This is a genomic window from Halopseudomonas pachastrellae (assembly GCF_900114765.1).
Lineage (GTDB): Bacteria > Pseudomonadota > Gammaproteobacteria > Pseudomonadales > Pseudomonadaceae > Halopseudomonas > Halopseudomonas pachastrellae.
Genome location: NZ_FOUD01000002.1, coordinates 140,233 through 162,369 on the forward strand (window position 1 = coordinate 140,233; position 22,137 = coordinate 162,369).

The 22,137-nt window shown below is 63.9% G+C and carries 16 protein-coding genes; 2 read left to right on the top strand and 14 right to left on the bottom strand.

All coding sequences use genetic code 11. The features are described 5' to 3' along the window. Positions 1–3 precede the first annotated feature (3 nt). The 8 genes from pelF to BM116_RS02395 all read right to left on the bottom strand — a co-directional run bounded on the left by pelF (position 4) and on the right by BM116_RS02395 (position 12,651). On the bottom strand, positions 4–1,509 hold the full coding sequence (gene pelF / locus BM116_RS02360; protein WP_083726196.1) for a GT4 family glycosyltransferase PelF: 1,506 nt from the start codon (positions 1,507–1,509) through the stop codon (positions 4–6). Beyond that, positions 1,506–2,486, bottom strand: a complete 981-nt coding sequence (locus tag BM116_RS02365; protein WP_083726194.1) for a transporter — start codon at positions 2,484–2,486, stop codon at positions 1,506–1,508. The genes pelF and BM116_RS02365 overlap by 4 nt, the downstream gene beginning before the upstream one ends. Further along, complete coding sequence (locus BM116_RS02370; RefSeq protein WP_083726192.1) at positions 2,464–3,828, bottom strand: PelD GGDEF domain-containing protein; 1,365 nt, start codon at positions 3,826–3,828, stop codon at positions 2,464–2,466. Before BM116_RS02370 ends, BM116_RS02365 begins: the two co-directional genes overlap by 23 nt. Next, positions 3,828–4,346 carry a penicillin-binding protein activator LpoB gene (locus tag BM116_RS02375; protein WP_083726190.1) on the bottom strand — a complete coding sequence of 173 codons (519 nt, stop codon included), beginning with the start codon at positions 4,344–4,346 and terminating at the stop codon, positions 3,828–3,830. Before BM116_RS02375 ends, BM116_RS02370 begins: the two co-directional genes overlap by 1 nt. A gap of 22 nt (positions 4,347–4,368) precedes the next feature. Then, the gene (locus tag BM116_RS02380) at positions 4,369–7,923 is read right to left on the bottom strand and encodes a tetratricopeptide repeat protein (protein WP_083726188.1); all 3,555 of its coding nucleotides are present in this window, start codon (positions 7,921–7,923) and stop codon (positions 4,369–4,371) included. After that, positions 7,901–10,648: a bifunctional glycoside hydrolase/polysaccharide deacetylase family protein gene (locus BM116_RS02385; RefSeq protein WP_083726228.1), complete on the bottom strand. Its 2,748-nt coding sequence runs from the start codon at positions 10,646–10,648 to the stop codon at positions 7,901–7,903. The genes BM116_RS02380 and BM116_RS02385 overlap by 23 nt, the downstream gene beginning before the upstream one ends. A 282-nt stretch (positions 10,649–10,930) precedes the next feature. Beyond that, complete coding sequence (locus BM116_RS02390) at positions 10,931–11,692, bottom strand: ABC transporter permease (RefSeq protein WP_083726186.1); 762 nt, start codon at positions 11,690–11,692, stop codon at positions 10,931–10,933. Continuing rightward, positions 11,689–12,651 carry an ABC transporter ATP-binding protein gene (locus BM116_RS02395; protein WP_083726184.1) on the bottom strand — a complete coding sequence of 321 codons (963 nt, stop codon included), beginning with the start codon at positions 12,649–12,651 and terminating at the stop codon, positions 11,689–11,691. The genes BM116_RS02390 and BM116_RS02395 overlap by 4 nt, the downstream gene beginning before the upstream one ends. 130 nt (positions 12,652–12,781) lie before the next feature. Here BM116_RS02395 and BM116_RS02400 point away from each other — a divergent pair, with 130 nt between their 5' ends. Continuing rightward, positions 12,782–13,102, top strand: coding sequence for a glutathione S-transferase N-terminal domain-containing protein (locus tag BM116_RS02400; RefSeq protein WP_083726182.1), 321 nt, complete (start codon positions 12,782–12,784; stop codon positions 13,100–13,102). 3 nt (positions 13,103–13,105) lie between these two features. On the opposite strand, the gene BM116_RS02405 is transcribed toward BM116_RS02400, so the two are convergent. From BM116_RS02405 to BM116_RS02415, 3 genes are all read right to left on the bottom strand, one after another. Next, entirely contained in the window at positions 13,106–13,837 is a 732-nt protein-coding gene (locus tag BM116_RS02405; RefSeq protein ID WP_083726180.1) for a TerC family protein, read from the bottom strand. A gap of 145 nt (positions 13,838–13,982) precedes the next feature. Next, positions 13,983–14,918, bottom strand: a complete 936-nt coding sequence (locus BM116_RS02410; protein ID WP_083726177.1) for a glutathione S-transferase family protein — start codon at positions 14,916–14,918, stop codon at positions 13,983–13,985. 54 nt (positions 14,919–14,972) lie between these two features. Then, a complete protein-coding gene (locus BM116_RS02415; protein ID WP_083726175.1) occupies positions 14,973–15,284 on the bottom strand; it encodes a GIY-YIG nuclease family protein in 312 nt (103 codons plus the stop codon). A gap of 32 nt (positions 15,285–15,316) precedes the next feature. Here BM116_RS02415 and BM116_RS02420 point away from each other — a divergent pair, with 32 nt between their 5' ends. Further along, entirely contained in the window at positions 15,317–15,799 is a 483-nt protein-coding gene (locus BM116_RS02420) for an asparaginase domain-containing protein (protein WP_083726173.1), read from the top strand. A 164-nt stretch (positions 15,800–15,963) separates the two neighbouring features. Here the strand turns inward: BM116_RS02420 and tldD are convergent, their stop codons facing one another. From tldD to BM116_RS02435, 3 genes are read right to left on the bottom strand one after another with little or no spacing between them, the layout of a single operon-like run. After that, on the bottom strand, positions 15,964–17,406 hold the full coding sequence (gene tldD, locus BM116_RS02425; protein WP_083726171.1) for a metalloprotease TldD: 1,443 nt from the start codon (positions 17,404–17,406) through the stop codon (positions 15,964–15,966). Positions 17,407–17,411: 5 nt separating this feature from the next. Beyond that, complete coding sequence (locus BM116_RS02430; protein ID WP_090474966.1) at positions 17,412–18,254, bottom strand: carbon-nitrogen hydrolase family protein; 843 nt, start codon at positions 18,252–18,254, stop codon at positions 17,412–17,414. Between the two features lie 7 nt (positions 18,255–18,261). Next, positions 18,262–22,128, bottom strand: a complete 3,867-nt coding sequence (locus BM116_RS02435; RefSeq protein WP_083726167.1) for a YhdP family protein — start codon at positions 22,126–22,128, stop codon at positions 18,262–18,264. Positions 22,129–22,137 lie beyond the last annotated feature (9 nt).

Below are 22,137 nucleotides of genomic sequence, written 5' to 3' on the forward strand. Positions count from 1 at the left end.
CTCTTAACCCTCTCCCATCGCGTCGCGATACAGCCGCGAGTAGCGCGCAAACATCAATTCATCACTGTAGCGCTCTTGCACCCGCTGCTCGCCTGTCCGTTGCGCGGCATGCCAACGCTCGGGGTTCTGCAGTAGACGCTGGATTGCCCTGGCAGTCGCCTGGGGATCGGCAATCGGTACCACTTCACCTGCCGAGCCAAGGGCACGATCCTGCTCGCCAACGCCTTCGATCAGCTCGCGGCAGGAGCCTACATCCGTACTGACCACCGGCGTGCCGGCGCACCAGGCCTCCAGAATCACCAGCGGCTGGGCCTCGCTGATCGAGGTCAGCACCATCACACCCAACTGCGGCATGATTTCGCGAATATTACGAAAGCCCAGAAAGTGCACCTGACCGGTCAAACCCAGACTGCTGACCAGGCTGTGACACTCCTGCGCGTACCCCGGATCTTCGTCCTCCGGACCAACGATCCAGGCTTCAAACTCGGGGATCTCACTGACCACCGAGCGCACCGCCCGCAGGAAGGTCTTGACGTCCTTGATGGGCACCACACGGCCAATCAGGCCGGCGACCGGGGCAATGCCCTCGCCGCGCTGCGCCCTCACCCGCTGCCAGTCGCTCAGGGCAATACCGTTGGGAATGACCTGCGTCAGCGCCGCATCGGCGCCATCGCGAATCTGACGGGCGCGATTACCCTCGTACAGCGAGATGATCGGGTCGGCGTTTTGATAGGCCAACAGCCCGGCGCGCTCGAAGTAGCGAATCCACAGGGTACGGATATAACCACTGCTGGCCGCCAGGCCGCTGATTTCGGCTTCTTCGCTCTTGCCCGCGACCCAGGCTGCCTGCGCCAGGTCGATCTTGCGCTCTTTGGTGTAGATACCGTGCTCGGTCAGGATGAAGGGACACTGCCAGTAGCCCTTGAGTAGCGCCCCGAGCAAGCCGGCATAACCGGTCGACACGGCATGCACGGCGCGCGCGCGCGGCAAGCTGGCCAGCAGCTCGGTCAACATGATCAAGGGCGCCTGCATGGTGCGCAGAGTCCAGAAATAATCGATGAACGACGGGTCGCTGCAATGCTCCAGATAGCCCTGGCTCAGCACCTGCCAACTGGCTTCACTGCGCAACATCTGAGCACTGGTGATACGGCCCGCGGCCAGTTGCTGCAGCAACTGTTGACCCTGCTCCGGGCCGGGCGCGTCCGGATGCTGAAAATAGCGATACAGGCTCTGCAACGCGTCGCGGTCGCCGACCGGCGGCGTGTCATCCGGCCGCGCCTGGTAGCGCCAGGCGTCGGATACGAAAACTTCCTGCAGGTGCACCACATTGGGCGGCACTTCGTAGTGACGCTTTGGGTAGGAGCTGCGCTCGCCGCCGATAAACACCACGGAAAAGCGCACATCCGGCAGCCCCAGCAGCATCTGGTGTACCCAGCTGGAGACGCCACCGCGCACGTATGGCCAGGTTCCTTCCAGCAGCAGACAAATGTCTGCCTGTGGTGCGCTCATAACCAATACCCCACCGTCGCTGCCAAGGGCGGTTTGGCCTGCAACGCAGGGGGAATACGCTGCAGTTGCACGGCCACCTCGCGGTAGCGATGTTCAAGAAATGCGACCTCTGCCAGCAACGGTGCCAGCCGTGACGGCCCAACGCCCAGGTCAGCAGCCTGCTGCAGATACCGCCTTGCCTCCAGGCTCTGGCGACGCGCAATCTGAATCCGCCCGGCCAGCACGGCGAGCTCACCGCTAGGCTCGCTTTCCAGAGCGGCTGCAGCGTGTTCAAGCGCCTGCGTCAGCACGTGGCGCAGCACCCCGCCCTGCGCCAGCCCCAGATAGGCCAGCTCCCAATACCAGCTCGCCAGCGTCGCTCGGGTGCCCGCCGACGGGCTCTCGGCCTGCAGCTCAAGAAGTCGTTCAATGTGCTGGTTGATACGGTTTTCGCGCTGATCCAGCATCGAATAGGCCAGCAGGCGCACATCGTCCTCAGGGTCACGCAGGGCCAGCTTGAGTACCGGAATGCCCTCGTTGCCCGGCATGGTGCGGGTTGCCAGCAGCGCCGCCAAGCGGCGCTCGGAATCGCCGGCCAACTGCAGCACGTCCTGCAGGCCGCCATCGTTGAACAGCGGCGACTGCCATTGATCTACAGCGCGGTAGGGCAAGCTCGGCATACGCGTCAACTGCCAGCCCTGCTCACGCTCGCGGCGTGGCAGATAGAGACCGAGGAACACTCCGGCGATGGTACCGACGGCGCCGACCACCGGGATAAAGAAGATCAGGCTGAACAGCAGCAGCGGCGACCAGGGCAAGGGGAATCGGTAACGCCGGGGCAACACCAGCCATAGTGCAGCCGCCAGCATCAGCGACGCGATGGCGTGGGGCACGACATACAGATACAGCCCCTCGATCAGCGACGGGTTGCTCAGCAGTCCTCCCCAGCTCCCCAGCTCGAAGGCCAGGGCGCCGCTAAATAGCCACTTGCTGGTCATTCAGACCACACTCCTTGTAGAGGAAGTCGGCCAGCGCGCTGTCACTCTGCTGCTGGCGAATCTCGAAGTTGTGGATGACCACACCCAGCTCATCGAGCGTGGACGCGTCTTCAAAGCGCTCCTGCACCATGCGGTCGAGCCGCTGGCGGTAACCGCGGCTGCCATCCTGATCGGTCAGCGGCATCAGTACCAACAGCCCTTCGCCGCCGTTGGCACGCGACACCAGCACCTGCAGATCCAGACCACGCTGGCTTTCCACCAGCAGTTTCTGCAGTTTCTCGCTGTCGGCCGGCAACTCGACAAAGGCCAGGCTGCCCGGCAGATCGTGCTCGGCGGCATCTCGGCGGGCGCGGCGCAGCTGCTGGGAGAAACGGCGCGCTTCGGCATCATCCGGGCGCAACAGCTGTCGCGGGGTCTGCAGCAGGTCCGCCATATGGCCACCCAGCAGCGCCAGCAACGTAAAGGTGCGCTCGTTAAAGGCAAAGAACGGCATGCTGTGCACAGCCACCACGGCGAGCACCTGCCCGTCGACCGACAGCAGCGGGATACAGGCCTGCAGGGCAGAGACCTGCTCCTCGCGCCCGGTTTCCAGATAGCTGTCGCGCACGCTGACCACCTCGCCACGCTGCAGGCACAGAGTCAGCAGCAGATCGTCAGCGGGCACCTTGCCGGGCTCGCCCACCTCGGCCAGCGGCCGCTGCAGCTGTGCTTCGCCATCCTGCACGGCAAACAATGCGGCCGCGTTAAACGAGCCATACTGCCCCAGCACGCCCAACAGCGAGGGCGCCATCTGGGCCAGGGCGTCACCCTCGGGTTTGTCCTGCAACTGGCGACGCAACAGCAACAGCGTGCTGCGCAAGCTGGTATCGCTGCCGGCGACGCGCTGCTCCAGACGCTCATGGGAGCTGCGCAGGACATGGTAGGCACGGGTAAATTCGTCAAGACGGTACTGGCGGTATTCGTTGGCCGTTTGCAGACGCTCCAGACGGCGCCCCCAAAGGTCACGAAACTCCCCCACCACCATGCTGGAAACCAGCACGCCGACGATAAAGGAGCCAGGCAACTGCACGTAGCCGGGCATGCCCAATCGGTGCAGCACAAGGGCAGCCAGCACCAGCAGAGCCGCACTGCAGGCGCCCTGCAGGAAGCCATAGCGCACAGCCAGCAGCAGGGGCGCCAGAATCGGCCAGGGGAAGCCCTGCAGAAACAGCGGGTCCGCCGGGTGCAGCCAATAGCAAAGCCCCAGCACCAGCGCCGTCAGCAACGGCGTTTCCAGCCACGCCCAGCGGCGATTGCCGATGGCGACGAGGCTGTAGTCCTTGTGCACCGAGTTCTTGAACATTAGTCGATCCGCAGGTCACCGATCAGGGTATTGAGTACCTTCTGTGCCGAGCCGGCCAGGCTTTCACGGGACCAGCCGGCGCGAGCGCCGCTGTTGCTCCACAGCACCTGCCCGGTGCGCGCATCCAGCACTCGCAGACTCAGGCCCACGGCGGGCTCACCGTCCAGACCATTCTTGTACTGCCACTCCTCAACGCTGCCGCTGACGAGGTAGTCAAAGCTCTGGCCCTGGGCCCACTGCAGGGCCTGCTCGTAGCGCTTGCGGTCATCCAGCACCAGCAGATCCTGGTCCTCTACGTGGGGGTAAACCCGCGGCTGGATGCCCTCTTCCGAGAGCACGCTGAGCAGGATCTGCTCGCTACGCTCGCCGGCCTGCGGCGTCTGTGAATAGTTGACCATCGGCAGCAAACCCCAGCTGGCAGACGCCGGAAAACTCGGGCCGTTATTGCCGGAGAAGGTGCTGCAGGCGGAGACGGTCAGCAAGGTCGCCGCCAGTGTCATACCCTTGAGAATGCGCATGTTGTGCTCCTTTGTTGTGCCTTCAGCGACCGAAGCGGCTGCTGTAGGAAATCGTTGCGGTACCGCCCGCCTCGCCGTCGCCGCCCACCGGCTCCGACTGGTAGCCTGCGGTAAACGACAGTTCATCATCACCAAACACCTCAATACCAATACCGGCATTGATGGCAAAGTTCATGCTCTGGTCTTCCCAGTCCCAACCGGTCGAGGTATCCAGCAGCCAGGTGTACTGGCCCCGATTGCGGTTGATCAGCCCCGGCATGCCACGGCGCAGCTGGCTGCCGATGTAGATACGGCCAACGCGCTCAGGCAGCAGTTGATCGACGGTGACATCGTCCTGCCGCACCGCACCGCCGTTGGTCGCCAGCAGCGAGTCCAACGGCTCGCCGCTGAGGCTGTTACGCTGGTACTCGATGCCGCTGCGCAGAATCCAGGTCGGCCCTTCAAAGAACTGGATCTGGCTGAACTCCAAGTTCAGCTGCTGCCCGGAGCCGATATCCACGCCCGAACGGGTCTCGAACTCACGCTGGGAGATCTGCCAGCTCAACTGGTCCCGCGCACTGAAGGCATGGCTGGCGCGCAACCAGATCCCGCTTTCCTGACCGAGCGCGCGCATCAGACCGGTCTCGCGGCTTTCCCGCTGCCAGTCGGCGCCCACTTCAACCTCGTTGCCGCCCTCACTCCAGCGCCGCGCGATGCCGACGCCGGAGCGGTTATCGTCCTGACGGTCGCTGTGATCCAGCGTCACCGAGAGGTCGCCGTTGGGTAACTGGCGCTCGGCGCGCAGCAGCATGTTCTGCTCGGACCCGAGCACACTGCTGTCGAGCAGAGAGGAGTCATAGCGCACGCGGCCGCCATCAGCGCGCAGGTACCAGTTATCGCCGATAAAACGCGCGATGCTGAGCTGCGGCCCCAGGGTTTTCAAACCGCCAAAGTCTTCCTGCCCCCAGCTGATACGCACGCCCTGCGGGTAGCGCTCAAGGAACGCAACCGACTGCCGCCACAACTGCCGGCGTACCGACAACGGCTGTTCATCACCGAGCGAGGACAGCGCCTGGGCCATGGCCTGGTTGTCGTCACCCAGACGCTCCTGCGCGGCAACCCGGTGGGCGTCATCGACCTGCGGGTTGACCAGCAGCGCGGCCAGCGCCTCGCGGTTGTTGGTGCGCAGTGCCTCCTGGATACGCTGATAGCCCTCTTCACGCAGCCCGCGTGCGCGGCCCCAGGCCAGCCAGGCATCCTTTCGCGCTTCCTGATTGATGCTGTCCAGTCGCGCCAGCTGCGCGGCGTACCAGAGTTGCAGCATGCTGACCGAGCCGTCATGCCAACGCTGCAGCCCCGCCAGCGCCTGCCGGGGTGAACCACCGGCGGTCATCAGACGCGTCCAGATCTGGCGTTCGGTAAATGGCGCACGTTCGGTTTCGGCAAAACGCAGGCGGTTGAGCAGACGTGAGCGCAGCTGCAGGGCGGCCGCCTCTCTGCCGCTCGCCTCAAGCGCGTCGGCGTAGGCCGCCAGCGCCAGGGTGTCTTCGGGTTGTTCGCGCAGATGCCGATTGAACCATTGCAGCGCCTGGGTATTGCGCGAGAGCAGTTGATTGGCCGCGCCCATGGGCATCCACAGGACGGGTACCGACTGGGCCTCGCCTTCCCACTGCCGCAGGGCACGGGCCAGCTTGGTACGGTCAGCGGCGTCGACAAACAGCCAGAGAATCCGCGCGCGCAGCAAGCTGTTACGCGGCTGGCGCGACAGTCCCTGCAGGTACAAACGCTCCGCCTCGGCAAACTGCCCGGCACGTTCGGCCAGCAGGCCGCGTGCCAGCAGCACCGGCATAAGGTTGGCGCTTGCCGGCTGCTGCTTCGCCTCGGCCACCAAGGATTCCATCAGCGTCCAGTTCTGCTGCTCCTCGGCCAGTTGCAGTGCATCGGTCAGGAAACGGGTGTCCCCCGTGCGCCGCCAGCTGGCGACCTGCATGCGCAGTGCCAGCGCCGGATCGCGTTGCCGGTACATCTCAACCAGTTGCGCCTGTTCGCTCTGCAGCAGAACGGCGCCCTGCGCCAGCAAGGCTTCATAGCTGCTCAGCACCGCATCATCGCGCTCCAGCTCCCAGGCCAGGGCCGCGCGCAGACGCCAGTAGTCGGGGCTGAGTTCATCCAGCGGCGCCACGTCGAGCACCTGCCAGGCCTGCTCGGGCTGGTACAGATTCCACAGCACCTCGGCCCAGCTCATCCGCTCAGCGATCGTCAGCTGATAACGCCCGGCAAACTGCGGCCAGGTATCAGCCTCGCGTTGCAGCAATTGGCGGTTTTGCAGGTTCTGCACCAGGCGGGTCCAGGCCAGACGCTGGCTGGAAGCACGCTGCAGATAGCCGCGCAGCCAGTTCTCGGCCATGGCGGGCGTGCCGCGCTGTTCATGGGCATAGACCAGTGCGTCCAGCTCTTCATCGCTGAGCCGGCGCGAGGCTGCCGTTGCGCCGAGCAGCTGGATACCACGGTTGTAATCGAACAGCTGGAACGCCAGACGCCACGCCTTGTCACGCGCTTCGGCATCCGCCGCCATATCCAGATAGGCGACCCAATAATCCAGCGCCGCTTCAGGCTGTCCGCGCCACTGCCCCAACTGGGCCATCTGCCGCAGCAGCTCGGCACTGGGCGGCGACTGCTCCAGCAGGTCTTTGCCGACCTCCCAGGCCGTGGCCGTGTCGCCCGCCGCCAGCGCCATGTCGAATCGCGCTTGCAGGGCAGCCACACTGTCGGGCTCGGCCCGGCGCCAGTGCTCGGCCAGACGAGTGGCCAGATCAAAGCGCATGGCACCTTGCGCCGTCTGTACGCTGCGCAGCCACCAATCGTCGCCGAGAGTCTCCAGGCTGCCGCTATCAAGTAGTTGCACCGCATATTCACTGGCAACCGATGCCTGATCGGCAGCCAAGAAACCGTTGTAAGCCAGCAATGCAAACTGCCGGCGCCCCTCAACGGTACGCGCCTGCTCGGCCAACTGCTGATATATAACAGCGGCATCGGCCGGCTGCTCCGCAGCCAGATACCAGCGTGCGGCAGCCAGCTGATGCGCCTGTTGATCAGGCCCTTCGACCTGCGCCATCGCCAGATGCAGATCTGCTGCGCGTGCCGGCAAGCCAAGCGCCAGCGCCAGGTCGGCCAGCTGGGTCTGCTGTGCTGGGGTCAGGCCGGTCAGGTCGAATTCGGCAAGGCGCTGACGAGCAGCCAGAATCGCCTGCTCGTCACGGCGTACCGTTGCCATCCGGCCATCGAGCACCAGATTGTAGAAGCGTCGGGCCTGCTCATCGCCGCCCTGCCAATCAGCCAGGTGCTTGAGCGCACGCGAGAACTCGCCACGCTCAATCAGCATCTCAACCAGCTCCGAGCGCAGCTCGATGTTCTCCGGGTCAGCCGCCAGCAGCAGCTCGGCGTAACCTGCCGACACGGCATCATTCTGGCCCTGCGGCATGAAGGCGTCCTTGTTCTGGTAGGTCAGCACCAGAACCACCAGCACCAGCAAAACGGCCACGCCCATGGCCCATGGCCGAAATAGCGGGGTCGACTCAGCGGCAGGCGAGTACTGCATCGCTCACCTCCTGACGCTCAAGGTTGAATTCCAGCAGTTCGCCACGGCGCTGCCCTTCGTATCGCCGCCCGCCAACCGACAGACTGCAATTGCCGGCGTAGCGCACGGCAAAGCGCAGGGCAAATTGCCCGGCCATGGATACCCGCACCTCGCGCTCGCCGCGATATTCCCAGGCCTGCAACGGCACATTGGCGTACTCCAGCGCAGGCGCCGTGTCGCGCGCCGGCTGCAGCGCCAGCACCGCGCGGTCGCGGCTCAAATGCACGTAGCGCCCCTGCGGCAGATCACGAACACCGGCGACACCCTCGGAGTGCAGCAGGTCCGGCCAGCCCAGTTGCGGATCCAGTCGCACGGTGCGCAGCCCTTGCAATGCACGCAGCTGCCAGCGCCCATCGGCCCGACGCGCCATGCCGCCTTCGTACAGACCACGCACACGCCGCAGATAATCGCCCATCCACAGGGAGATCGGCTGCTGACGCTGCATCGCAGCGTAGACATCGCCCATTGCCTTGATGGAGGCCTGCTTGGTGCCGGAGTAGAAGTGGTAGTACAGATTCAGACCGCGCAGGCGCCGGGGCGAATCGGTCAGCTCGAAGGTATCCAGCACCCGCTCAAAGCCGTAGAAGGGCCCGGTCCAGAGGTTGGTGTACAGGTTTTCGTTGATGATCGGTGCGTATATCTGCAAACCGCCGGAGGTCGGTCGCAGCAAGGGGTAAAGGCCACTCAGCGAGGGGTTGGCACGGGTGATATAGGTCTCCGCACCGTTGACGTTAGCCATGCCTGCCGCGTACGCCATACCAATCGCCTCGGCACTGGGCAAGGCTTCACCCGACCAGAAGATCAAGCGTACCTGTTTGTCTGCCGGCAGCAGTTCGCGCTGGATGTAGTCGCGCGAGCCGATAATTTCCCGCTCAAGGTTCATGGCCGGGTAATTGGGGATAGCCAAATTCATGCCGTACTCGGCAGTGAAACCTTCGCGCTGGCTAGCCTTTTCCGGCTCCCAGAAGAACGGATGACTGAAGGTATGGGTTGCCGGCTCGACCTTGGGGTCAGCAAAGATGCGCCGGGCGATCGGCTCAAGGCGCTTGGTCAGGTAGGGATACATGCCCTGCGGCCCCACCTCGCCCTCGATCACCGAGACCGAGGTCAGAAAGTCATGGGCGCGAATATAGTCTTGCAGCACTACCTCGCCGGAATAGGGTGTGCCCGGCACCTCGGCGCGGGAGGCAAAGCCGTCGCCGTCGATATGCACAGTAGCGATACGGCGGCCGTTTTCAGTGGTCACGTCCAGCGCCGGCAGTGGCGGTAGTTGCAGGCTGGCCTGCAGAAAGCTGAACGGGTCCAGCATCCAGCGACGCCCGGAGGCCGACTCCTGAAACAGGTATGGAGCCAGCGCATAGCCGCCCCAGTCTGCCGTCGCCACTGGCGTCAGCAGATTGCTCTGCTCGTCCTGCAACTGCAGCGCCGGCTTCAGCAGCTTGTCATCGGCGGACAAGGCCAACAGATCACGTGCGCGCAGCCGCAGCGGCGCCTCGAAACTGCCAACCAGTGCGGCATCCACCTGCTTGAGGCTGACCTCGCGCGGCTCGTAAGGCAGGCGGCGCAGCCCCAGGCGGGCAAGCAGGCGCGCGTCGTCTACCGGCATACCGCCAAAGAATGCGATGCGCGTGCCCTCGTTCAGGCGCGCCTGCAAAAAGCGCCGAAACTGACCGGCCTGGGCTGGAGCACCGCTGGTCATCCACACCACCACGCCGGCATAGAGCTCGTCAAAGCGACGCTCGGGCAAGTGGCCGTCAACGGCAAAGTAGTCGACCCGGTAACCCAGGTATTCAAGCAAGCCGCCCAGCAGCACATGACCGGGGGAGCGGGTCAACTCACCTTCACGCGGGTCATACAAAAGCGCAATGCGGCGCGGCACCACTTCCAGCGTGCCGACACCCAGAGAGTCCAGCTCCGGCGTAGTGATAACCGGCAGGTAGCCCTGCTGCTGCAGCCGCTGACTCAGCTCGCGCGCTTGTTCACGCTGCTCCGGCGGCAGATATTCGATCGCCACAACCGGCGTGCCGGCATCGAGCAACGGCTTGAGTTGCCCATCAAGCCAGGCACGATCACTCTCCGAGACCAGGCCGTACTGGCCCTGGGCCTGATCCCAGCTGGCCTCGAGCGATTCCACCGCAACCGCGGCCGGCGCAAAGCCCAGCTCCGGCAGCGCCTCAAAGCCACGATTGAAGAACAGCTGAAGGTCCGGATACTCGGCGTGCAGGCGCTGCAGCAGCGCAACCAGCCCCTGCAGCTGCGCCGGGCGACGCTCCTCCGGCAGGCGCATGAAGCTGTCCAGCGTATCCAAAAACAGGCCGCGATAACCCTGACTGCGCAGGCGTGCGGCGCGCTCAAGCAGGTGCTGCTGCCACTGGGGGCCGGCCAGGTCTGCTATATCGCTTTGCCACTCGTGATTACGCTCGCCGCTCGACCGCTGCGCAGCATCGGCCGAGGCTTCATCCTCGGGAGACAGTTCACCAACGGACAGATAGGCAAAGGGGACGGCGCCCTGGGCTTGCAGAAAGGCAACCTGGTCGGGCTGAACATGCCCAGATTCGAGCACAACCCAGTCGTGCTGGGCCAACTCGGGCAGCGGCGGCTCGGCGGCATACCAGAAGGCTACCGACGCGGGCCCGGTAGAAGCCTGGGCCGATGCCATGCAGAACAGACCAGAGAGGGTGAGCATCAGCGAACAGGCCAGCGTTCGCAGACGCAGAATTCCACGCGACAACAGCACCAAATTGTCTCCTAACCTGACGTCACTGTATGAGTTTGGGAGTCAGCCTGGCTGCAACAAAGAACACGTCCGTGGTAGGTGTCGCACAGAGAATTCGGCTGATATCAAAGCGACACCATAGCAAATGATTGGCATATTCTCAACGCGCAACCCGCCAAAGTCAATTAAATGGCTCGATTAGGCACTAATCAATCCTACCCCTCTAGCTCGGGCGCTGCCGGGACAGGTCTGTCAGGGTTTGATGCGGTACCCGGTGCGGAATATCCAGCTGATCACCAGCAAACACAGGGTCAGGAACACCAGGGTCATGCCGACGCTGACGCCGATGTGCACATCCGCCGCACCATAGAAGCTCCAGCGGAACCCGCTGATCAGGTAGACCACCGGATTGAACAGCGTAACGGTCTGCCAAAACGGCGGCAGCATGGTGATGGAGTAGAAACTGCCGCCCAGAAAGGCCAGCGGGGTAACAATCATCAGCGGAATGATCTGCAGCTTCTCGAAGCCGTCCGCCCAGACCCCGATGATGAAGCCGAACAGGCTGAAGGTGATGGCGGTCAGCAGCAGAAAGCCCAGCATCCAGACCGGGTGCTGAATCTCGTAGTCGACAAAGATCCGCGCCGTCAGCAATACCAGCAGACCGAGCAGCACCGACTTGGTAGCCGCCGCGCCCACATAACCGACCACAATCTCGAACGGCGACACCGGTGCCGACAGGATTTCGTAGATAGTGCCGGTAAAACGCGGCATGTAGATGCCAAACGAGGCGTTGGAAATACTCTCGTTCAGCAGCATCAGCATGATCAGCCCGGGGATGATGAACGCCCCGTAGCTGACGCCGTCCACCTCGGTCATACGGGTACCGATGGCGGCACCGAAGACGATGAAGTACAGCGAGGTAGAAATCACCGGCGAGGCGATACTCTGCAGCCGGGTGCGCAGCATGCGCGCCATTTCAGCCAGATAGATTGCCTTAACCCCTTGCAGGTTCATGCGGCACCTCCAAGGCTTGCAGCCGATTCCGACTGTTCCCGACTGTGTACCAGCCCCACAAATATGTCCTCCAGCGAGCTCTGGCTTGAGCGCAGGTCCCGCACTTCGATCCCCAGCTGATCAACACTGCGCAGCAGCTCGGCGATACCACTCTGCTCGGCCTTGGCGTCAAAGGTGTACACCAGCGCGTAGCCCTGCTCCTCCAGCGTCAGCGGATAGCCGGCCAGCCCATCAGGCACGGCGTTCAGCGGCTGTTGCAGCTGCAGGGTCAGTTGCCGGGTGCCCAGTTGCTGCATCAGGCTGTGCTTGTCTTCGGTGAGGATCAGCTCGCCCTGACGGATCACGCCAATGCGATCCGCCATTTCTTCGGCTTCCTCGATGTAATGCGTGGTGAGAATAATGGTAACTCCGCGCTGCTGCAGCCGGCGCACCATATTCCACATATCCCGGCGCAGCGCCACATCGACCCCGGCGGTGGGCTCGTCGAGGAACAGCACCTCCGGCTCATGCGCCAGCGCCTTGGCGATCAGCACCCGCCGTTTCATACCGCCGGACAGATCCATGATCCGCTCGTTGCGCTTGTCCCACAGCGACAGCTCGCGCAGGATCTGCTCCAGCAGCGCATCATTGCGCGGCTTGCCAAACAACCCGCGGCTGAGACGCACGGTCGCCCAGACGCTGTCGAACATGTTGTTAGTCAGCTCCTGCGGCACCAGCCCAATGCGCTTGCGGGCCTGACGATACTCGCGGCGGTTATCGAACCCATCGACCAGTACCCGCCCGCCGGTCGGGTTAACCAGGCCACAGACAATACTGATCAGCGTGGTCTTGCCGGCCCCGTTAGGGCCCAGCAGCGCGAAGATTTCGCCACGCCGAATCTGCAGACTCACGTCCTTGAGCGCCTGAAAACCACTGGCGTAGGTCTTGGTCAGGTTGTCCACTGCAATAATGCTGTCCACGCCGTCTCTGCCCCTGTCTACGTGCGGCGGCACCATTGACCGCCCTTGAATGGCAATAGCGACCCTACACCAGATTGACGACAAGGCGAAGCCAGACGACAGTTAGCCACTACCCTTGCGAGCACAACAGATGAAAATCTACGGTAATCACCGCTCCGGCAACTGCTACAAACTGGAGCTGCTGTGCGCTCTGCTTGACCTGAACTATGAATGGCAATCGGTGGACATCATGCGTGGCGAGACTCGCACGCCCGATTTCCTGGCCCGCAACCCCAACGCCAAAGTGCCGCTGCTGAAGCTCAGCGACGGCCGCTGCCTGGCCGACATTGCGCTCTATGCCTACACCCGCGTTGCCGCCGACGGCGGCTTTGAGCTGACAGGGTACGCCGCCATCACCGCCTGGTTGCGGCGCATCGAAAGCCTGCCTGGCTATCAGCCCATGCAGAACTGACCCTCAACTATCCTGCTGCGCCCTGTTGCGGCGCACCCTGATATTGAGCAACTCAACCACAACAGAAAATGCCATCGCAAAGTAGATATAGCCCTTGGGTACGTGCACATCGAACCCCTCGGCCATCAGGGTCAGGCCGATCATCATCAGGAACGACAGCGCCAGCATCTTGATGCTGGGGTGGCGGTCAACAAAGTCGCCGATGGACCTGGCTGCGAACAGCATCACGGCAACCGCACCAAGGATGGCAATCACCATCACCGAGAGGTGATCGACCAGCCCGACCGCCGTAATCACCGAATCAAGCGAAAACACGATATCCAGCAGCGCAATCTGTACCACGATGCCGACCATGCCGTTGCGCGCAGCCGCCGCCATAGAGGCCTCGGCCTCCTGCGGCGCTTCCAGGCTCAGGTGTATCTCGTGGGTTGCCTTAGCCAACAGGAACAGACCACCGAGGACCAGTACCAGATCGCGCCCGGAAATGTCCTGTCCCAGCACGCTGAACCAGGGCTCGACCAGCCCGATAATCCAGGCCAGCGAGAATAACAGGGCCAGCCGGGTCAGCATGGCAAAGCCAATACCCAGCCGGCGCGCCAGTTCACGCTGCTGCGGCGGCAAGCGGCCTACCAGAATAGAAATGAAAATGATGTTATCGATGCCGAGCACAATTTCGAGCGCCAGCAAGGTCGCCAACGCTACCCAGGCTTCGGGCAGGAAGATCCAGTCAAACATGGCAAGGGGGTCCTGAGGGAGAAACGGTCGAGCTGACCGCTTGCGCAGATTAGCGCAGCGCCATCAGGCTGGCGAGAGGGACGCGCCCAGATAGAGTGTTGCAAGACGCGTCAGTGACCAACGCCGGTCACTGACGCGGCCAGGGTCATGCAGCGCGAATGCGGAAGCCAAAGCGCGGGAAGTGCACGTGCACCAGGCCGGCACGCTCATCCTCACGGGCGATGATGATTTCCTCCGCTCCTTCGTACAGCAGCGTACCTGCGACCTCATCAGTGCCGTAGTCAACCGCACTGACGGTCACCGACTGCCCGGCAGTCAGGCCGGTCGGGATGGCGATAGCATCGGCTGGCAGGGCAGCCGGCGTGGCGTCGCGTGCGATCGTAATGGCCTGCTCGGCGCTCAGCTCGGTGTGCGAGCCATGGCCGATATCCCGTACGCGCTGCATCCAGGCCCGCACCGCCGGATAGGGCTCAAGCGCATCGGCAACCGCACGGTTGGAGGCGACAAACCACAGCGCATGATAGTGGGCAAAGTCGGCAATGCTTGGCTGGCTACCCAGCAGGAAGTCGCCATCGCGCTCCAGTTGGGTTTCCAGACGTGACAGCAGCGCCGGCCACTGACCCAGCGCCACCTCGGTATCCAGGCGACTGGCAGTACCGCCGCTGAACAGCTTCTGGCGGTCTGCCACAAAGCCCTTGACCACTTGTTCGGGCATGCCGGCAAAGCGCTCGGCCAGTCCCTTGGGCTGGAAGTTGATGGCTACCGCGTGCTGGAACAACACCTGATCGGCGAACTGCGCCAGGCTGGCTGCTGCGGCCTCTTGGCCTTCGGGGAACAGTGCCGGCGCGGACTTTTCCTGCTCCAGACGACGGGCGATAAGCGCGGTGTCGCAGTAAATGTCGGCCCCCACCTGCAGCACCGGCGTACGGCGGTAGCCACCGGTCAGGGCGGTCAGGTCAGGCTTGGGCATCACCGGCGGAATCATCACCGAATGCCAGGACAGGCCCTTGAAGCCCAACAGCAGGCGGGCCTTTTCGGCAAAGGGGGATTGCGGATAGTGATGCAAAATCAGGTCGGTCATGACAGCTCTCCGGCGAAATGAACCGCCACTGTAGACCGCCCATAGGGAGGCTGGCTAGCCCTTCGGGCGGCCTGATAAGTCGCCATCGGGCTGATTTATCAGGCACTCCTTGGCTTTGCGCGTCAGCGCCTTGATCGCCCGCTCCTGCCGCAAGGCATCGCCGTGATCAAGGCAACTGCGACGCCAGACCAGCGCCGCCGCCGGACTGCGATTGAAAAAGCGCGCACCCTTGCCGCTCTGATGCTGAACAAAGCGCCGCTCAGGGTCCACGCTGATGCCGGTATACAAGTGACCATTCTCGGCACGCACCATGTAAACCCACCAGGTACGCTCCAGCGCAGACAGGGTAGACTCTTCAACAGACATACGCAGACAGACTCCGCGAGAAGGAATACAGGATGTTCATTCAGATTTTCAGTACTGGCGGCACTATAGACAAAGTGTATTTCGACGCGCTCAGCGAGTTCCAGATCGGCGAGCCCATGGCTGCAGACATCCTGCAGCAAGCGCGTGTCGGGTTTGAGTACAAAATCGAGTCGCTGACCCGCAAAGACAGCCTGGAGCTGACCGACGAAGACCGCGACCTGATTCATGCCAAGGTTGCTGCCTGCCCGTATGAACACGTTCTGATCACCCACGGCACCGACACCATGACGGTGACCGGCGCAGCGCTGGCCGATATCGAGGGCAAGGTTATCGTACTCACCGGCGCGATGCAGCCAGCACGCTTTCGCGACACCGACGCCAGCTTCAACCTCGGCCTGGCCATCGGCGCCCTCAACTGCCTGCCCCACGGCGTCTACGTCGCCATGAGCGGCAAGGTGTTTCCGGTCGATCAGGTACGCAAGAATCGGCTGGCGGGGAGGTTTGAGGGGAGGTAAAAGCGGCTGGAAGCTGGAAGCTGGAAGCTGGAAGCTTAATCAGGGTAGGGCCGGCACAAGCCAGTCAAGCGGAATCTGCCGAAAAACCCAACGCCCGCAACACCTCGGACTGCTTCAAGCTTCCAGCTTCAAGCCTCCAGCCGCGCGGCTCGCCGCGCCGGGCATCAGCCGGTGCCGCCGACTGTAATCTGGTCAATCTTCAACGTCGGCTGCCCAACACCAACCGGCACCGACTGCCCGTCCTTGCCGCACACGCCCACGCCGGTATCGAGTTTCAGGTCGTGGCCGACCATGGAGACCCGGTTCATGACTTCGGGGCCGTTGCCGATCAGGGTGGCGCCCTTGACCGGGGCGGTGATCTTGCCGTCTTCGATCAGGTAGGCCTCGCTGGTGGAGAAGACAAACTTGCCGCTGGTGATGTCGACCTGACCACCGCCCAGATTGGCGCAGTAGATGCCCTTTTTCACCGAACGGATAATCTCCTCCGGATCGCTCTCGCCCGCCAGCATGTAGGTGTTGGTCATGCGCGGCATCGGCAGGAGCGCATAGGACTCACGGCGACCGTTGCCAGTGGCCGGCACGCCCATCAGGCGGGCATTCAATTTGTCCTGCATATAGCCCTTGAGCACGCCATTCTCGATCAGGGTGGTGCAGTGACTGGGCACGCCCTCGTCATCCACGCTGAGCGAGCCGCGACGGCCCGGCAGAGTGCCGTCATCGACGATGGTGCACAGGCTGGAGGCAACCTTTTCGCCCACTCGCCCGCTGTAGGCAGAGCTGCCCTTGCGGTTGAAATCGCCCTCAAGGCCGTGGCCAACCGCCTCATGCAGCAGCACGCCGGACCAGCCCGGCCCCATGACGACCGGCATGCTGCCGGCGGGGGCGGCAATCGCCTCCAGATTGACCGAGGCCTGACGCACCGCTTCGCGGGCGTAGCCCAAAGCGCGCTCCTCGGCCTCAAAATACAGGTAGTCGGTACGGCCGCCGCCGCCACTGCTGCCGCGTTCGCGGCGCCCGTTCTGCTCCATGATCACGCTGACGTTCATACGTACCAGCGGGCGAATATCGCCGGCCCAGGTACCGTCACTGGCAGCCACCATCACGGTATCGTGCACCCCGGCCAGGCTGACCGTGACCTGACTGATGCGCGGGTCGAGACTGCGGGTAAAGGCATCGATACGCTGCAAAAAGGCCACCTTGTCGGCCTGCGGCAGTACATCCAGCGGGTTTTCGGTAGCATACAGGGCAACAGCCTGCGGACGTTGCCATGCCTGTACGCTGCCGGCCTGGCCAGCCCGGGCGATGGAGCGCGCCGCGCCAGCCGCCTGACTCAATGCGCCCAGACGAATGTCGTTGCTGTAGGCAAAGCCGGTCTTCTCTCCGGACAGGGCACGTACGCCAACGCCCTGATCGACATGAAAGCTGCCGTCTTTGACGATACCGTCCTCCAGCACCCAGGACTCACTGATCTGATGCTGAAAATACAGGTCGGCGGCGTCCACCCCCGGCGCCTGTACCAGCGAGCCCAACACGCCGGCTACGGCGTCTACGCTCAACTCGGCGGGCTGCAGCAGCGCCTGCTCGGCGCGGGCGACGATATCACTCATGTTCACTAAACTCCTTTGCCCGGCGGCACTGGTTCGGCCGGCAGGGCGAAACGACGATGTCGGGTTATCGGCATGCGCTCACGCACGCTTTGCAACTGCTCAGGCACCAGCGTACCGGTCACCACGCCCTCACCCGCAGCCAGACACTGCTGAACGGCGCCCCAGGGATCAATCAGGCAACTGTGACCATAGGTCTGGCGCCCATTCGGATGCTCGCCCACCTGGTTAGCTGCCAGCACCCAGCACTGGGTTTCAATGGCCCGCGAGCGCAACAGCACCTCCCAGTGCGCGGCACCGGTCACGGCGGTAAAGGCGGCCGGCACCACAATCAGTTCGGCGCCCTGGGCGCGCAACGCCTGGTAGAGCTCGGGAAAGCGCACATCGTAACAGATACTCAGACCCAGCCGCCCGACCGGGCTGTCGATGCACACCACCTGATCGCCAAAGTCATAGTCCCGCGACTCGCGATAACTGCCATGACTATCGGCAACATCGACATCAAACAGGTGCAGCTTGTCGTAGCGCGCTACTTCCTGACCACGCTCATCGACCACCAGCTGGCAGGCCATTGGCTTGCCGCCGGCCTTGGCCGGCAGGGGCAGGCTGCCACCGACCAGCCAGATGCCGTGCTGGCGCGCCTGCGCGGCGAGAAAACGGCGAATCGGGCGGGCCTCGCCCCACTCGGCCTCGGCAATTGCGGCCAGCGACGAGGTGCCCATGGCAGCGAAGCACTCTGGCAGCAGCACCAGTTCGGCGCCCTGCCCGGCTGCCTCGGCGATCAGCCGTGCAGCCACCTGCAGGTTTGCCGCCGGCTCCGGGCCACTGGTCATCTGTACGGCAGCCACCATTGCCATCTCAATCCTCCTCGAGCGCAGCCTTGTCATCAAAGGCGCGATCAAATTCGACATTGGGGTTTTGCCACTCACCGCTTATACGGTATTTCACCGACGCAAAGCGCGCGACCTTGTCACCCAAAATCTTGTCAGCCAGAAACAATACGCCACCGATCTGCGGCGCGCCGGCAATAATGGCCGCCAGCGGCAGGTTGTTGGTCACCGGCAGCGTTACCAGCAGCCCCATGTCGGCCTGGTTACTGCGCAGATTAAGGCTGCCTTCAAGTTGCAGTTTCACACCGGGGCCCTCCAGCACAACCGGCTGCTCGCTGTGCAGCACGCCATTTTCCACATACAGGCCGGCGTCCAGGCTGTCGTAGGCTGTCCCCTTGCTGAACAGGTCGGAAAAGTCGAGCCGCAGGCGCCGGGTCAGCGCGTTGAAGTTGAGCAGGCCGAAGACGCGTAGCGCCTCGGCGCTGCCCTCGCCGCTCTGCAGCATGCCGTCGCGGGCCTCAATACCCAGCGTACCGGAGGAGGTGCGCAAGGCGAACGCGGCGGGAGAGCCCGGCCAGTTCAGCGCCGCGTTGGTGACAAAGCTGTCGCTGGTGATGGTCGGCGCATAACGCCAGTTTTTCAGCACCTCACCAATGTCATCGGCTTCCAGGCTACCCTCGAAGACCGTGTGCGCCGGTGCCTCGCGCCAATCCATGCTGCCCTTGATACGCAACCCGCGCAGGTCGACATCCAGCTCCGGTAGATGGGCACCGGTAGCGTCAGGACGCAGCGCAAAGCGGGCGGCGCCAATCGGGTCCGCGCCCCAGGACAGCTGGTCGATGTTCACATCCAGCGACGGCAGCGAGGAGGGTTTGATCCCCGCCAGGCGGTCCACTGGCGCGGCGTCGGTAACCACCGGCTGCGCCAGCGGCGGCGCGTCAGCAGGCTCGGTACGCGGCAGTCGCAAGCGACTGAGGGCTACCCGGATAGGCTCGCCAGTGGCGTCAGGGACTTGTACCTGCCCCGCCACATCGCTCTGCTCTACATCAACCTGCCAGCCGGCACTGCTGTGACCGACGCGCGCATACAAATTGTCCAGCTCCAGCCCCATACCGGTGAACCGGTCAGCCCGCACCTGCAGTTGCCCCAACGAGCCGGAAAGCTGCCGCGGCTTGGCCGTACCGGAAGACTGTAACCCCGAAAGCCATTGCCGCCACTGGTCCCAGTCCAGTACCGGCAGACTGGCCTGCAGGTTGATGCCCGAGCTCTGCGGCAGGCTGGGCGCGCCGCTGGCGTAGCGCACGTCCCCTGACAGCTCGCCATCACGGTAGTGCAGCAGGGCTTGCAGGCCGTCGTCGCTTTGGATCTGCCAGCGCTGCTGGCCGTTCGAGAGCGTCAGATCAGCCTGCACCGGGCGCGGCGTCTTCGCATCCTTGGCAAAGGGTTCCGGCATCTGCAACGCCAGCCCCACCAGGTCACTGCGCAAACGGATTTGCTGACGGCCAGCCTGCAGATCAACCTGGGCCTGCCAGCCCAGCTCGCCGCTGAGCAGCGAGGCCGGAATTGTCTCAAGCAGGGCCCAGCGCCGCAGTTGCTCGACACTGTGCCGCCCTTGCAGCTGCAGGCGTTGCCCACGCTCGCCCAACGGCGTCAGCTGCCCCTCAACGGGCGCACCAAGAAAACGGGCAGACAGCGTGTCTGCAGTCAGCCCTTCACCCCGGGCAAAACGAAACCGCCCGTCAATCGCCTCCAGCGGGGCCTGCAACACGGGGATAGTCACTTGCGCATTGGCCAACTGCCACTCGACCAGCGCCTGTGTCTGCGCGGCCTGATCACCACTGCGGCGCAGCGGGATGGTCAACTGCAGCTCACCACTGACCGCCCCCTCACCGCTCCAGCCGGCCAGCGGGTTACCGGTCAACTCGGCCAGGGGGCTGTCCTGCATCAGCTTGAGCGCATCACTCACCGAGCCATCAAAGGCTGACTCAACCTGCAGCTGCAGGGGCCCGGTGGTATTCATCAACTGGCCATGAACCCGCGCGCCGCTGGCCTGAGCGTTCAGCAGTCGGGCATTGCTGGCCCGTATATCCAGCGCCCCGCCGCGCAGGAGCAGGTCGGCATCCAGCTCGGTCAGCGGCGGCCACCCGGTCTGGAACACCAGCTCACCGCCACGCAGCTGCGCATACAGGGCGATCTCCCGCTCCTCGGGGCTGGCGCCCTTGAGCAGCGAGCCGTGGTATTCAAAGATTGCCAGCGGCACCTCACCCTGCACGCCACTGGCGGCCATCCAGGTCGCCAGTGCCGGACTGAACCCCTTCGAACGCACCGGCAGATAGGCACGGTGTACCGGGGCCTGACTGTTGCGCAGGGCGACCTGCAGGTCCATCGTCGGAGTCTGCCCTTTGGGCGGCAAATGCAACGACAACGTCGCACTGGCGTCCCCATCTTCGCCGCTGACGGCCATGCCCGGCGAGTTCAGCTGCAACCCCTGCTCTTTGGACCAGCGCCAGTTCAGCAGGCCCTGAGCACGCTGATATTGCCAGGGCTCGGGAAACAGGTTGGGCAATTGCATGCTCCACTGCTGCGCATCCACGCGCAGCTCGCCCTGCTGCGGGCTACCCTGCACCGTGCCACTGACACCGGTGAATGACGGCGCGTTATGGAACGCGGCCATGCCGACCTCTTCCAGCCGGCCGCTGAACTCCAGCGACGTCAGATCACCGGCAGGGTCGATGCCGTTCACGCGGACCTGGCGCAAGGTGCCCTCGGGCGCCAACTCATTGACCAGATCTGCTACCGGCTGGTCCGGCGCCAGCAACGTCAGCCAGGTGCCAAGCTTGGACAGGCGCAGGCGATCAAGGGCAACAGACCAATGCCCTTCAGCGCTGTCGCGCTCCAGTTGCAAGCGGGTGGTGGGCCAGACTTCCTCGCCCAGGTGCAGACTCAGGTCCTGCACCTGAAGCTGCTGGGTCTCACTGTCGTCGACGTATTCAAAGCGGGTAAAGAGGTCATGCAGCACCGGCTCGCGCTCACCGCTCTGCAGGCGAATCTGCGGGGCGATCAAGGTCCCTTGCAGGCGCTGCAGACGCTGATCCTGCCAACTGCCCCAGAAGCGCCCGCCGGCGGTCAATTCTCTCAGGTGCGAGCGCTCCAGCCACTCCAGGGGCAGCCAGCGGCTCCAGTCACTGGCCGGCAGTTCAACAAAGAAGCCAAGCGACGCCTCGGACAATTGCTCGCCAGGCATCAGGGCGCTGACCTGCCAGCGCAGGCGCTCGCCATCGGGCAGGCTCAGGTGCCCATCCAGCCGATGCCAACCATCGCCATTGAGCAGGGTGACGTCGCCATGCTCGAACTGCCACTGCGGCTCCTCATAGGGGCTGACCTCAATGCGCGTATCAAGCAGCGTAATGCGCCGTTGCTGCTTGAGCGTGCCGATGGCCTGCTCCAGCGCGCCGAGGCGCCGCGTGCGCTCGCCTACCCCCTGCATATGCCATTGGCCCTGCTCGTCCTCACTGAGCGTCAGCGCCAGCCCGCGAATTTGCAGCGCGTCCATCACCGGCCGCCCCAACCAGAGGCTACGCCAGACATCCAGCCGCGCCGTCACATCGTCCAGATCGAACAACACCTCGCTGTGTGGCTGCAGACTTTCGTGCACCCGCAGACCACGCAGCGTCAGCACCGGCTGAGCGCCCTGCATCTGCCCCTGCAAGGAGCGCAGCTCGATGTGCCGGCCGGTCAGTTGCTCAACCTGGGCAACCAGCTGCTCTTGATAGTTCTCGACCGTCGGCACCAGCAGGCGGCCGAGGCTGACATAGGCCGCCGCCAACAGCAGCCAGCCGACCAGCAGCAGGATCAGCCCGTTCAGTCCTCGTATCAGCCAGCGTCGCCTGCGCATTGCTCAGTC